At 62.6% G+C, this 12,721-nt stretch carries 12 protein-coding genes; 7 read left to right on the top strand and 5 right to left on the bottom strand.

Annotated features, from left to right (window positions below):
* Positions 1–1,103, bottom strand: a 1,103-nt coding sequence (locus AS156_RS28525; protein ID WP_066500704.1) for an IS701 family transposase, incomplete at its 3' end; no start/stop codon positions are given.
* 434 nt (positions 1,104–1,537) lie between these two features.
* Here AS156_RS28525 and AS156_RS28530 point away from each other — a divergent pair.
* Positions 1,538–2,605 (top strand): extracellular solute-binding protein, encoded by a 1,068-nt coding sequence (locus tag AS156_RS28530; protein WP_066511703.1) that lies wholly within the window; start codon positions 1,538–1,540, stop codon positions 2,603–2,605.
* A gap of 113 nt (positions 2,606–2,718) precedes the next feature.
* Here AS156_RS28530 and glnA read toward each other — a convergent pair whose 3' ends face one another.
* Positions 2,719–4,128: a type I glutamate--ammonia ligase gene (gene glnA / locus AS156_RS28535; protein WP_066511706.1), complete on the bottom strand. Its 1,410-nt coding sequence runs from the start codon at positions 4,126–4,128 to the stop codon at positions 2,719–2,721.
* 151 nt (positions 4,129–4,279) lie between these two features.
* Positions 4,280–4,618 carry a P-II family nitrogen regulator gene (locus tag AS156_RS28540; RefSeq protein WP_011441447.1) on the bottom strand — a complete coding sequence of 113 codons (339 nt, stop codon included), beginning with the start codon at positions 4,616–4,618 and terminating at the stop codon, positions 4,280–4,282.
* Between the two features lie 354 nt (positions 4,619–4,972).
* Here AS156_RS28540 and AS156_RS28545 point away from each other — a divergent pair, with 354 nt between their 5' ends.
* Genes AS156_RS28545 through AS156_RS28555 form a run of 3 tightly spaced genes read left to right on the top strand, consistent with a single transcriptional unit; the run spans position 4,973 to position 8,735 of the window.
* Complete coding sequence (locus AS156_RS28545; protein ID WP_066511708.1) at positions 4,973–6,478, top strand: bifunctional ADP-dependent NAD(P)H-hydrate dehydratase/NAD(P)H-hydrate epimerase; 1,506 nt, start codon at positions 4,973–4,975, stop codon at positions 6,476–6,478.
* 19 nt (positions 6,479–6,497) lie between these two features.
* On the top strand, positions 6,498–7,088 hold the full coding sequence (locus tag AS156_RS28550) for a GNAT family N-acetyltransferase (RefSeq protein ID WP_347336653.1): 591 nt from the start codon (positions 6,498–6,500) through the stop codon (positions 7,086–7,088).
* A gap of 33 nt (positions 7,089–7,121) precedes the next feature.
* On the top strand, positions 7,122–8,735 hold the full coding sequence (locus AS156_RS28555; RefSeq protein ID WP_066511710.1) for a B12-binding domain-containing radical SAM protein: 1,614 nt from the start codon (positions 7,122–7,124) through the stop codon (positions 8,733–8,735).
* Between the two features lie 109 nt (positions 8,736–8,844).
* Here the strand turns inward: AS156_RS28555 and AS156_RS28560 are convergent, their stop codons facing one another.
* Positions 8,845–9,672, bottom strand: a complete 828-nt coding sequence (locus AS156_RS28560) for an oxidoreductase (protein ID WP_066511835.1) — start codon at positions 9,670–9,672, stop codon at positions 8,845–8,847.
* Between the two features lie 101 nt (positions 9,673–9,773).
* Between AS156_RS28560 and AS156_RS28565 the strand changes: the two genes are divergently transcribed.
* From AS156_RS28565 to AS156_RS28575, 3 genes are all read left to right on the top strand, one after another.
* Complete coding sequence (locus AS156_RS28565) at positions 9,774–10,733, top strand: LysR family transcriptional regulator (protein ID WP_066511713.1); 960 nt, start codon at positions 9,774–9,776, stop codon at positions 10,731–10,733.
* Between the two features lie 53 nt (positions 10,734–10,786).
* The gene (locus tag AS156_RS28570) at positions 10,787–11,086 is read left to right on the top strand and encodes a DUF1330 domain-containing protein (RefSeq protein ID WP_066511716.1); all 300 of its coding nucleotides are present in this window, start codon (positions 10,787–10,789) and stop codon (positions 11,084–11,086) included.
* 106 nt (positions 11,087–11,192) lie between these two features.
* The gene (locus tag AS156_RS28575) at positions 11,193–11,750 is read left to right on the top strand and encodes a flavin reductase family protein (RefSeq protein WP_066511719.1); all 558 of its coding nucleotides are present in this window, start codon (positions 11,193–11,195) and stop codon (positions 11,748–11,750) included.
* Between the two features lie 20 nt (positions 11,751–11,770).
* Here the strand turns inward: AS156_RS28575 and AS156_RS28580 are convergent, their stop codons facing one another.
* The gene (locus tag AS156_RS28580; protein ID WP_066511722.1) at positions 11,771–12,670 is read right to left on the bottom strand and encodes a LysR family transcriptional regulator; all 900 of its coding nucleotides are present in this window, start codon (positions 12,668–12,670) and stop codon (positions 11,771–11,773) included.
* Between the last annotated feature and the right edge of the window lie 51 nt (positions 12,671–12,721).

Genomic DNA, 12,721 nt, shown 5'->3' on the forward strand with positions numbered 1-12,721 from the left:
TGCCAGCCATGCCAGGATCTGCTCTCGTTGTGATCGAGCCCGAATTCGTTTTTCGCAGTTTCAAAGCTGTCTTCGATCGCCCATCGATGGCCTTCGACCGCGACCAGCGTTTCAATTGATGTTCCTGCCGGGCACCAGGTCGAGAAGAAGGCGAGGTCATCATCAGCGATACGACGCCGGATCAGCAGACCGCGTGTCCAAAGACCTTGATCGACGCTGTTGAATTCTTCGGCATCGAGATCGGCTAGTTCGAGATAACACCAATCGTGCAGCCGCGGTCCTTTGGTTCCGGCACCGGCCGACAGGCGCTTCCAGTCGGATGGGCGTCGCGTCCGGGCGAGTTCCGCAGCCGTCCCGGCGACCGGCGGTCGCTTGCCCCAGGATCGGAATACATGAGCGCTGTTGACCCCAAGCACGTAGCCCTTGCCGGCCCGACGCAATTGCTGTTCGAGGTCGCCAACACCGTAAACGGTATCGCCGGCAACCCAGTTGAATGGGACAGACGCCGCTATCGCCCGTGCGATCATTCTCGTCGCAAGCTTTGGCTTGGTCGCAAAACCGACGTCGGCAGGCACGTATGTGGCTTCCAGGCGATCTGGATCGTCGGTCCATTCCTTCGGAAGATATAATGCGCGATCGATGAACGCATGGCCATGACGCGAAACGTAGGTAGCGAACACGCCGATCTGGCAGTTCGTAATCTTGCCTGCCGAACCGGTGTATTGCCGCGCCACGCCGCACGACGCCTTCCCCTGTTTGAGAAAGCCGGTCTCGTCGATGACGAGGACCGCATCGTCGTCTGCCAAATGCTCCATCACATAGTCGCGGACAATATCGCGCAAGGCATCGGCATCCCAATCGCTGCGACCCAAGATCGCCTGTTGCCGCCAAGGACCAGGATCGCCAGCGGCCTCCGCGCGCATCCAACCGGTCTTGCGTTGCTCATCACCGAGCAGACCTTCCAGAAACAGGCCCGCGTTCCTCGCAACACGTTCTTGCCCGAACAGCGGACGTATCCGCTTCTTAACCTCCCGAAGCGACGCAGCCCACAACGCAAGCGTCTCTTCAACTGACGCTGCCTGCGCCCACAATCTTCGAATCATGGTTGCCCATGGATTCAGAAACTCTCAGAAAACACAACTGTAATGCTAGGGCCTCAACCGCCGCTTCGTAGATGGGTCTCATCCTCGCCAGGCTTCCTCGCCGCAAGCATGCGGAAGGTGGGTACGGATCAAGCAATCCGACCGGATATGAGGTGATGCAGTGAGCTGCAGAAATCTTCGGAAGCCAATCCCTGCCACGAGCCCACATGGCGCGCTGCGCTACGCATGGCTCCGCGCGCCCCCCCCTCTCGCCACGCAACCCTGGCCCACAGCCTTGACTTACAAATCCCCATATGAGGATGGGTAGAGCGAAGCGAAACCCATCGCTCTCACAGCGGCCGGGATGATAGGTATCGCTTCGCTCCACCCATCTACGCGCTATGCTTTCGCGACAAAGATGCGGCCGGCCAACGGCCCGATTCAGGGAGTGTGCGATGCGGAACCGCAAGTGGTCGAGACGCGACTGGCTCAAGGCATCGGCCGCCACCGCGGCGGGGGTGCTGTTCGCCGAACCCTTGAGGGCGGCCGCGCCGCCGGCATCCGTAGTGACGCCGGAGCTGATCGCGGCGGCGCAGAAGGAGGGCAAGGTCTCTTACTACAGCGCGCTTGAACTGAACACGGCCGAACGGCTCGCGCGCGCGTTCGAGCAGAAATATCCCGGGATCAACGTCCGCGTCGAGCGTTCCGGCGCCGAGCGCATTTTCCAGCGCATCGCCCAGGAGCAGGGCAGCGGCATCCATGCGGTTGACGTCGCCAACTCCACGGACCCCGCGCATTATCTCGATTGGAAGAAGAACGACTGGCTCGCGGCCTACATGCCTGAAGATGTCGTCAAGCATTTTCCGGCCGATCAGATCGATCCTGATGGGACCTATGCGACGTCCTGCGCGTGGTTCGAGGTGATCGGCTACAACACCGAGCAGGTGAAGCCGGAGGAGGCGCCGAAGAGCTACGCCGATCTGCTCGATCCGAAATGGCGCGGCAAGCTGGTCAAGGGTCACCCGAGCTACAGCGGCGCGATCCTGACCGCGACCTTCGTGCTGGTGCGCGATCTCGGCTGGCCGTATCTGGAGAAGCTCGCGCAGCAGCGCGTGATGCAGGTGCAGTCGGCGGCCGATCCGCCGAAGAAGATCCTGCTCGGCGAGCGCGCCGTGATGGCCGACGGCAACGACTACAATCTCGTGCTGGCCAAGGACCAGGGCAAGCCGGTCGAGGTAGTGCATCCGGCCGAAGGCGCGCCGCTGATCATCGTGCCGAGCGGCATCTTCAAGAGCGCGCCGAACCCGAATGCGGCAAAGCTGTTCCAGAGTTTCTTCTTCAGCGCCGAGACCCAGCAGATGCTGGCCGACGAGTTCGCACACCGCTCGTTCCACGCAGAGGTGAAGGAGAAGGCCGAGCACGTGCCGCTCGCCAAGCTGAAGATGCTCAAGGCCGATCCCGCCCAGGTGCAGGCGCAGAGCGAGGAGATCAAGGCCAGGTACGCGAAGCTGTTCCGGGTGTAGCCTCAGCGTAGGATGGTAGAGCGGAGCGATCCATCCTACAGGGTCCCATCCTTCACAAAAACAAAAGGCGCTTCCATCGGAAGCGCCTTTTGCATCTCTGCAGCCTTTCAGGCTTACAGTGAGTAGTACATCTCGAACTCGACCGGGTGCGGGGTCATTTCGAAACGGGCGACCTCGGTCATCTTCAGCTCAATGAACGCGTCGATGAAGTCGTCGTCGAACACGCCACCGTTCTTGAGGAACGCGCGGTCCTTGTCGAGGTTCTCCAGCGCCTCGCGGAGCGAGCCGCAGACGGTCGGGATCTGCTTCAGCTCTTCCTTCGGCAGGTCGTAAAGGTCCTTGTCCATCGCCGGACCCGGATCGATCTTGTTCTTGATGCCGTCGAGGCCGGCCATCAGCATCGCGGCGAAGCCGAGATAGGGGTTGGCCATCGGATCGGGGAAACGCACCTCGACGCGCTTGGCCTTCGGATTCGCCGTATAGGGGATGCGGCAGGACGCCGAGCGGTTGCGCGCGGAATAGGCGAGCAGCACGGGGGCTTCATAGCCTGGGACCAGACGCTTGTAGGAGTTGGTCGACGGGTTGGTGAAGGCGTTGATCGCCTTGGCGTGCTTGATGATACCGCCGATGTAGTGCAGGCAGGTCTCCGACAGGTCGGCATATTTGTTGCCGGCGAAGGTCGGCTTGCCGTCCTTCCAGATCGACTGGTGGACGTGCATGCCCGAGCCGTTGTCGCCAAAGACCGGCTTCGGCATGAAGGTGGCGGTCTTGCCGTAGATGTGCGCGACCTGATGGATGCAGTACTTGTAGATCTGCATCTGGTCGGCCATCAGTGTCAGCGTGTCGAACTTCATGCCGAGCTCGTGCTGGGCCGACGCCACCTCGTGGTGATGCTTCTCGACCTTGACGCCCATCTTGGCCATAGCGCCGAGCATCTCGGAGCGCATGTCCTGCACGGAGTCCTGCGGCGGCACCGGGAAGTAGCCGGCCTTGGTGCGGATACGATGGCCGAGGTTGCCGCCCTCATATTCGGTGGAGGAATTGATCGGCAGCTCAGAGGAGTCGAGCTTGAAACCGGTGTTGTAGGGGTCGGCCGCGTAGCGCACGTCGTCGAACACGAAGAACTCGGCCTCGGGGCCGACGAACACGGTGTCGCCCACGCCCATGGACTTCACCATCGCCTCCGCCTTCTTGGCGATGCCGCGCGGGTCGCGGTTGTAGGGCTCGCCGGTGGTCGGCTCGAGTACGTCGCAGACGATGACCATGGTGGTCTCGGCGAAGAACGGATCGATGGTCGCGGTGACCGGGTCGGGCATCAGGCACATGTCGGATTCATTGATCGCCTTCCAGCCGGCGATCGAGGAGCCGTCGAACATCTGACCTTCGGCAAAGGTGTCCTCTTCGATCATGCTGACATCGAAGGTCACGTGCTGCCACTTGCCGCGCGGATCGGTGAAGCGCAGGTCGACGTATTTGACGTCGTTGTCCTTGATCGATTTCAGGACGTCTTTGGCGGTCTTCATGAGTACCCCTTTTGGATTGACGGGTCGGTTTCCAGCGTTCAGCGACTTTATTCTCGCGAATGGCGAGTTGGTGTGACGACTCAAACGAAATCAGGCTGCCGAAGCAGCCCTTTTTCTCCTCTGAAGTCGCAAAATCCGGATAGCATCGGGCTCAAATAGCGTCCAGCCCGGATTCGCCGGTCCGGATGCGGATCGCTTCCTCGATGTTGGAGACGAAGATCTTGCCGTCGCCAATGCGCCCGGTCTGAGCCGCGCGGCGGATCGCGTCGATCGCCTTCTCGACCAGGTCGTCCCCGATCACGATCTCGATCTTCACCTTGGGCAGGAAGTCGACGATGTATTCCGCACCGCGATAGAGTTCGGCGTGACCCTTCTGGCGCCCAAACCCCTTGGCCTCGGTGACGGTGATGCCTTGCAGTCCGACCTCCTGGAGTGCCTCCTTCACCTCGTCGAGCTTGAAAGGCTTGATGATGGCTTCAATCTTCTTCACTGAGCGCCTCCCGGGCATTGCAGATTGCAGGGTCGTCTTCGATGCGCATGGGGCGCAGTCTGGTCGAGTGTTATGGCTTCCGGCCCGTGACCGGAAACTCGCACAATGGTCGCACGAAGCCCATCGCGAGCGGCTTCCTCAAAAGCAGGGTCTATGCCAGTTTGTCAGGGTCCCCGATTTTGGAACGTTATCAGCCTTTTAACAGGCAGTCGGTTGATATCGAACCACAATGGGCATGATATCCAAGCCTATCGAATAGGCAAATTGACCAATATGTGAGCAATCATGCGGTCAAAACCCCGCGGACGTCACAGGAAATGCCTCTCGAAAAGGCGAAGAGATTGAGGATTCGGCATGGACGTTCTGACCACCACCGAGATGGAGCGCGCCGACCGGCTGACCATCGCAGCCGGAACGCCCGGCTTCGCCTTGATGATGAGCGCGGGCCAGGCTGTTGCCGAGGCGGCGATGGACCTGGTCGAGGAGGGGCCGATCGTCGTGGTCGCCGGCCGCGGCAACAATGGCGGTGACGGATTTGTCGCCGCCGCCGAGCTGGCGGCGCGCGGCCGCGAGGTCTCGGTCATCCTGCTTTGCGAGCGCGACAGCCTGCAAGGCGATGCGGCGCTGGCGGCCAAGGGGTGGAAATACCCGGTGCTGCCGTTCAACCCGCAGGCGCTGGGCATCGGCAAGCCGGCCCTGATCATCGACGCGTTGTTCGGTGCCGGGCTCAACCGGCCCGTGAAGGGCGATCCGCTGGAGATGATCGCCGCGATCAATGCCAACGGCGCACCGGTGCTGGCCGTCGACCTGCCGAGCGGCATCAACGGTTCGACCGGAGCGGTGATGGGCGCTGCGGTGCAGGCGACCGAGACCGTGACCTTCTTCCGCAAGAAGCCCGGGCATCTGCTGCTGCCGGGCCGGATGCATTGCGGCAAGGTGCGGGTTGCCGAAATCGGCATCGATCCGCAGGTGCTGGATGAGATCAAGCCGCTGACGGCCGAGAACGCGCCGGAGGCCTGGCGGTGGTCGTTCCCGGTGCCGCGGATCGACGGCCACAAATATGCGCGCGGGCATGCGGTGGTGGTGTCGGGCGATATCGCCTCGACCGGCGCGGCTCGGCTCGCCGCGCGCGGGGCACTGCGCGCCGGCGCCGGCCTCGTGACGGTGGCCTCGCCGCGCGATGCGCTGGCGGTCAATGCCGCGGCGCTGACCGCCGTGATGGTGCGCGCGGTCGACAACCCGATCCAGTTCGCCGAACTGCTCGGCGACAAGAGGCTCAATGCCTGCGTGATCGGCCCCGGTATGGGCGTCAGCGCACGCACGCGCGACTTCGTCCACACCGCGCTGTCGGCGCAGCGCCACCTCGTGCTCGATGCCGATGCGCTGACGAGCTTTGCCAGTGCGCCGGACCGGCTGTTCGAGGCGATCAAGGCCTCCGACGGCCAGCAGGTGGTGCTGACGCCACATGAGGGCGAGTTTCCGCGGCTGTTCAGCGACATCTCCAACAAGTATCCCGGCCGCTCGAAGCTCGAGCGGGTGCGCGGCGCCGCCGAACGGTCCGGCGCGGTGGTGCTGCTGAAAGGCGCTGACACTGTGGTTGCGTCGCCCGACGGCCGCGCCACCATCGCCGCCAACGCGCCGCCCTGGCTCGCCACCGCCGGCGCCGGCGACGTGCTGTCCGGCATCATCGCAGGCTTCCTGGCGCAGGGCGTAACGGCGTTCGAGGCCGCCAGCATCGGCGTATGGATGCACGGCGAGGGCGCGGGCGAAGCCGGTCCCGGCCTGATCGCCGAAGACCTGACCGAGGTGCTGCCGGCCGTGTTCCGCCGGCTCTACGACGAGTTCGGGATTGAGTATTAGGCGGCTTGAACTTGCCGACATGGACGCGGCCGCGCGCGTGCATCGCGCGGCGTTCGATCAGGCGCTGCCGTGGCTCGCCGGCCTGCATATGCCGGACGAAGACCGCTGGTTCTATCGCGAAAGGATGCTTGCCGTCTGCACGCTTTGGGGCGCGTTCGACAGCGATGCGATGAGCGGCGTGATCGCGTTCCACCACGACTGGATCGAGCAGCTCTATGTGCTGCCTGCCGCGCAGGGCCGCGGCATCGGCGGTGCGCTGGTCGATATCGCAATGCACAGCGCCGACAGATTGCAACTGTGGACCTTCCAGCGAAATGCGGCGGCGCGCCGCTTTTATGAGGTGGGCGGATTTGTCCCGGTCGAGCAGACCGACGGCAGCGCAATGAGGAGAATGAGCCGGACGTGCGCTATCTCTGGACGCGTGCGGCCGGCCGGCGTCGTGCGCCCACCACGCCCGGGCAGGGACGATATTGACCGCAGGCGGAACCCGCGAACCGGACCAGGCTCACAGCGAGGCGGACGATCGTCCGACGATCGGACGCTATTTGACCACCTGTGGTGCCTGTATGGACGGGCAAATCGAACCCTTGAGCCCCGACAAGCGGCGTAGCATGATGACCGTCAACGTCCAGGCCGGAGCAACATGACTCATCCTTGCCGTGTCCTAATGATCTATCCCAAGTTCGTACCGGACTCGTTCTGGAACTATACGGAGGCCTGCGAACTCGTCGGTGCGAATTATCCGGCAGCGCCGCTTGGACTGATCACTGTCGCCGCCATGCTGCCGAAGCATTGGGAAATTCGTCTCATCAACCGTAACACCGAGCCTTTGAGGGACGCAGAGCTCGACTGGGCCGATCTCGTGATGATCGGCGGCATGCTCAACCAGCAGCCTGATTTTCTCCACCTGATCGATCTCGCCCATCTGCACGGCAAGCCGGTATGTGTCGGTGGGCCCGACGTCTCCTCCAGCCCGCATCTCTACGCGGACGCGGACTTCCAGGTGATCGGCGAGGCCGAGCAGATCATCGAGCGATTCATCGCCGCCTGGGAAAGCGGCGAGCGCAAGGGCGTATTCATTGCCGAGAAATTCAAGATCGACGTCACGCTAAGTCCGATGCCCCGCTACGATCTGATCAAGTTCGATCATTATCTCTTCATTGGGGTGCAGTATTCGCGCGGCTGCCCGTTCACCTGCGAGTTCTGCGATATCATCGAGCTGTATGGTCGCGTGCCGCGGACCAAGACCCCCGATCAGATTCTCGCTGAGCTGCAGGCGCTCTATGATCATGGTTATCGCGGGCATGTCGATTTCGTCGACGACAATTTCATCGGCAACAAGAAAAATCTCCGCATCTTGCTGCCGCAGCTCAAGGCCTGGCTGGAAGAGCGAGACTATCCGTTCGAGTTCTCGACCGAAGCCTCGATCAATATCGCTGATGACAGCGAGCTGCTGCAGGCAATGAAGGACGCGAACTTCTTCGGAATTTTCGTCGGCATTGAGAGCCCGGATCCGGAGACTCTCGTGGAGATGAAGAAAAAGCAGAACACCAGGCGCAACATCGCCGAGAGCGTTCACAAGATCTACGACTACGGCATGTTCGTCACCGCGGGCTTCATCGTCGGGTTCGATACCGAGAAAGTCTCGATGGCGCAGGCGATGATCGACTTCATCGAGGAGGCGAGCATTCCAGTCTGCATGGTTGGACTGCTCTATGCGCTGCCTGGTACGCAGCTGACGCGGCGGCTGGCGAAGGAAGGCCGCCTGCACAAAGGCCATGATCTCATGAAGGTCGAGCAGGCGGGCGACCAATGCACGCTCGGCTGCAATTTCGACACCAAGCGTCCGCTTCGTGACATCCTTGTGGATTACAGGGCGGTGCTCGGCCACGTGTACAGCCCGTCTGCATATGCCGGTCGACTGTCGCGGCTTGCCGCCATGCTCGACCGGTCCGACCGGCGGCGCGACCTGCCGGATGGCGACACGCGCAAGAAGCTTGGCGGCATCGAGGGCGTACACAAGATCATGCGAGCCCTGCCGGAGGTTCGCGAGCCGTTCTGGAAGACCTTTGTCGAGGTCGCCAAGTCCAATCCAGGCGCACTGCGCTACATCGTGATGCTGATGGCGCTGTACCTGCATTTCGGACCGTTCTCGAAGCACGTGATCGGTGCGATCGACCGCCGGATTGCCGAGCTGGACGATATCCGTCCGGTGAGGGCGGCGGGGCCTGTGCCGCTCATCGAGGACGCAGTTTGATGGACGGCGAAGTTCGCTCGTCCGCGCGCTAATTCTTAAGGCGTGTCAGTCCGAGTTGCCCGTCCACCGGCCCGCCTTGCAATGACGGACCGGTGTTGACTGATGCTGCTCACGCAACATCGGTGGAGAGCGAAACGCTCTTCCAAGCCTCGAATTCGGCCTGCAGCAGTTTCATTTTTTCCTCGACTAACCGCACGGCATCGCTGCCGAGCAGCAGATGCGCCGGCGGATCAGCCGACATCGCGAGTTTCAGCATCGCCTGCGCGGCCTTCTTGGGGTCGCCGACCTGCCGGCCGCTCATTTCCATGCGGCGTTTGCGGATCGGCTCGATGATTGGGTCGTAGTCGCTGATCGATCGTCCAGCCCGGACCATCGATCGTCCGGCCCAGTCGGTGCGGAAGCCGCCTGGCTCGACCGCGGTGACCTTGATGCCGAGGTCTTTGACTTCCTTGCCAAGGGACTCGGATATCCCCTCAAGCGCGAACTTGCTGCCATGATAGTAGCTGAGACCCGGCAACGTCATGATCCCGCCCATCGACGTGATGTTGAGGATGTGCCCGGCGCGTCGCTTGCGCATGAAGGGCAGCACGGCCTGGATCATCGCCACCGCGCCGAAGACATTGACCTCGAACTGCCGTCGCAGATCGTCGATTGATGATTCCTCCAGGATGCCCTCGTGGCCATAGCCGGCGTTGTTCACCAGAACGTCGATCGGAGCGATCCTGTTCTCAACGTCGGCGATCGCGGGCGCGATGGCCTCGGTGTTGGTGACATCGAGGATCACCGCGTGCACGCCTTTGCCGAGCGCTTCGAATTTCTGCTTGTCGTTCTCGCTGCGCACGGTGCCGACGACAGTATGACCGTCACTCAATGCAGCCTCGGCGAGCGCGCGGCCGAAGCCCGACGAGACGCCTGTAATGAGGAAAGTCTTTGCCATGGGGGATGTCCTTCCGATCCAGATTGCGGGCTGAATATAGTCGGCTTGATTCATGCAATAATCGGCATAGAGTGGCATGACCTGATGCAAGAAATCGCACAATGAAGCATGCTGGCCTTTTCGAGTTGAACGCCGTCGTCGCGATTTCAGCGCATCGCAGTTTCCGCGCGGCCGCGACCGAGCTCGGCATTTCGCCCTCGGCGTTGAGCCATGCCATCGCCGCGCTGGAAAAGCGGCTCGGCGTACGCCTCATCCATCGGACGACACGCAGCGTCGCGCTGTCGGAAGCGGGAGAGCGTTTCCTCGCCAGGGTCAGTCCCGCGCTGCGCGAGATTGCCGGCGCGGTGGAGGATGTGAATGCGTTTCGCGATACTCCGGCGGGAACGCTGCGGATCAATCTGAAGGAGCGCGCCGCGCACCATATCCTCCGCCCTATCGTCGCAAAATATCTGCGGCGCTATCCTGACATGAACGTTGAATTGACCCTCGAGGGACGTCCCATCGATATCGTCGCGGAAGGTTTCGATGCCGGTATCCGGCTGGCCGAAGCCGTGCCGCAGGACATGGTCGCTATCCCCTGCGGCCCGGATACGCGCTTCATCGTTGTCGGTGCGCCGGCCTATTTCGCACGCGCGTCGGTGCCGCGGTCTCCGCTTGATCTGCTCACACATGAATGCATTCGCAGGCGGATGCCGGGCGGCTCGCTCTATCGCTGGGAGTTCGAAAAGCGCGGCGAGCAGATCGCCGTGGATGTCCCAGGCAGGCTTACCCTCGACAATGACAGTCTGATGGTCGAGGCCGTCCTCGAAGGCTTGGGACTGGCCTTCGTCAGCGATTTTTGGGTCACGGAGCATCTTGCCGCCGGAACCATGCAGGCGGTGCTTGAAGACTGGACGCCGCCATTCCCTGGCCTGCGTCTCTATTATCCCGGACACCGACACATGACGGCCGGGCTTCGCGCATTCGTCAACATGTTGCGGGAGGAGACGAAGTTGGCCGCCAGGGGCGACAGGATACCACGGCCGGCCAAGCGATCGGGAGATCGGCGCAAACGAGCCTGAATTCCACCGCGAGGTGAGAGCCGACGGGACCATTTCAGACATGAGGACCAAGAATGACGGTCTACGTGATCGCACTGGTGAAGTTCACGCAGGAAGAATACTACCGCCGCTATCAATCCCGCTTTGCCGGGGTTTTCAAAGCGTTCAACGGCCGCTTGCTGGCAGCCGACGAGAGGCCGAAGGTTCTCGACGGCGAGTGGACGCGCGACAAGGTCGTGATCATGGAATTTCCTGACGAAGCTGAAGCGACGCGCTTTCTTGATTCACCTGCCTATGCGGAGATCTCCAGGGATCGCATCGCCGGGGCGACGGTGCTGTCGCTGCTCGTGAAGGGGCTGCCATCGCCGCTGTGAGCATGATTGATCGCATGAACTGAACAAGCGGTTAGATATTTGCGTTTAAGCGATCGATGCGCGTGGCCTATACGTTTCGCGTCGTTACCTCCAGCGGACCACGCCGATGATCAGATCCACCAGCCTGCTTTCCTCCGTCTCCCGGACGGCCGCTGCGCGCAACGGAGGCGTCGATGCCGTATCGTACCGTACGGCCATGCGCTACCACGCCGGCGCCGTGGCGATCCTGTCCGCGGGTACGTTCGGGGACAGGACCGGGCTTACGGCGACGTCGGTCTGCTCGCTGTCGGATACGCCGCCGCGGCTGATTGCCTGCGTAAATCGCTCGGCGAGCGCGCATGGGTTGATCCGGCGAACCGCCTCGTTCGGCGTCAATCTGCTGCGGGCGGAGCAGGCCGAGCTTGCCAACGTGTTCGCCGGCCGGCGCGGCATCGAGCGGGACGATCGCTTCGCGGACGCGGACGGATGGCTGTCGCTGGTCACAGGGGCGCCGATCCTGAAGAGTGCGCTCGCGAGCCTCGACTGCGAGCTCGTCGACGAGCACGCGCACGACACTCACTCGATCTTCATCGGGGAGGTTCGTGCCGTGCAGCAGTGCGATGGCGTTACGCCGCTGGTCTATTTCGGCGGGCAGTTCTGCGCGCTCGCGCCGCAGGCTGACTGACATCAGCCCCCGAAAGGGATTCAGGCGCGCGCCTTGAAGACCTTCTGAACCGTGGCCGTCAGCGCGGTTGCGGCGGGCGAGAACGATTGTCCCTTCAGCGAGACGATGCAAACCGTGCGTTCCAGCGCAGGGTTGACGATCGGCAAAGCCTGCATGGCCTTCTTCAGCGGTCGCGGCAGGGCAATCATCGGCAGGATGCCGACGCCGAGCCCGGCTCCGGCCAGCGCGCCCAAGGTGTGGCTGTGCTCGACCTCGAATTTGATCTTCATCTGCAGGCCGCGCACGGCGAGTGCGCGCTCCAGCATTGACCGCAGCGCGGCCGATTTCGAGTTGAGCAGGATCGGATAGGCGGACAACTCAGCGAGATCGACCGCGCTGCGTTTGCGGAACGGAAAGGCGCGCGTCGCGAGCGCATAGATCGGGTCGCGGAACAGCGGCGCGAACTGAAATTCGGTCGGGCCTTCCATCTCGGGCCCGATACCGAAATCGGCCTCCCGGCGACGGAGGCAGTCGAGCATGTCTTCTGCCGCAAGCTCCCGCAGGTTGATGTTGATGCCGGGATAGCTGGCCTGGAAGGCGTACAGCGCCTGCGGCAGCGCGGTCGCCGCGATGGTCGGAACGCAGGCCAGCGACAAGGTGCCGCGCTGGATGTCGATCACCTCGCGAATCTCGCGCAAGCCGTTCTCCCACTCGCCGAGCGCGCGCCGCGCATGGGTGAGGAGCTGCAGGCCCTCCGCGGTCAATTCGACGCGCCGCGTGGTGCGGTGAAACAGCGCGGCGCCGACCTGATCCTCCAGAAGCTTGATCTGCATGCTGACCGCCGACTGCGAGCGGTTGAGCTGCTCGGAGGCCTGGCGGAAGCTCTTGTTCTCCGCGACGGCGATGAACATGTGCAGCAGCTTGAAATTGATCTGCGACATCGATTGCGGGCTCCCGGGCCGGTGAGTTCGCATTGTTCGAAAGAACTGAAT

Origin of the sequence: Bradyrhizobium macuxiense, assembly GCF_001542415.1 — a bacterium.
Classification (GTDB): Bacteria; Pseudomonadota; Alphaproteobacteria; order Rhizobiales; family Xanthobacteraceae; genus Bradyrhizobium; species Bradyrhizobium macuxiense.

Bases quoted from the DNA above. Each gene is read 5' to 3' on its own strand.
- AS156_RS28530 (WP_066511703.1), top strand. From the start codon at position 1,538: ATGCGGAACCGCAAGTGGTCGAGACGCGACTGGCTCAAGGCATCGGCC.
- glnA (WP_066511706.1), bottom strand. From the start codon at position 4,128: ATGAAGACCGCCAAAGACGTCCTGAAATCGATCAAGGACAACGACGTC.
- AS156_RS28545 (WP_066511708.1), top strand. From the start codon at position 4,973: ATGGACGTTCTGACCACCACCGAGATGGAGCGCGCCGACCGGCTGACC.
- AS156_RS28550 (WP_347336653.1), top strand. From the start codon at position 6,498: ATGGACGCGGCCGCGCGCGTGCATCGCGCGGCGTTCGATCAGGCGCTG.
- AS156_RS28555 (WP_066511710.1), top strand. From the start codon at position 7,122: ATGACTCATCCTTGCCGTGTCCTAATGATCTATCCCAAGTTCGTACCG.
- AS156_RS28560 (WP_066511835.1), bottom strand. From the start codon at position 9,672: ATGGCAAAGACTTTCCTCATTACAGGCGTCTCGTCGGGCTTCGGCCGC.
- AS156_RS28565 (WP_066511713.1), top strand. From the start codon at position 9,774: ATGAAGCATGCTGGCCTTTTCGAGTTGAACGCCGTCGTCGCGATTTCA.
- AS156_RS28570 (WP_066511716.1), top strand. From the start codon at position 10,787: ATGACGGTCTACGTGATCGCACTGGTGAAGTTCACGCAGGAAGAATAC.
- AS156_RS28575 (WP_066511719.1), top strand. From the start codon at position 11,193: ATGATCAGATCCACCAGCCTGCTTTCCTCCGTCTCCCGGACGGCCGCT.
- AS156_RS28580 (WP_066511722.1), bottom strand. From the start codon at position 12,670: ATGTCGCAGATCAATTTCAAGCTGCTGCACATGTTCATCGCCGTCGCG.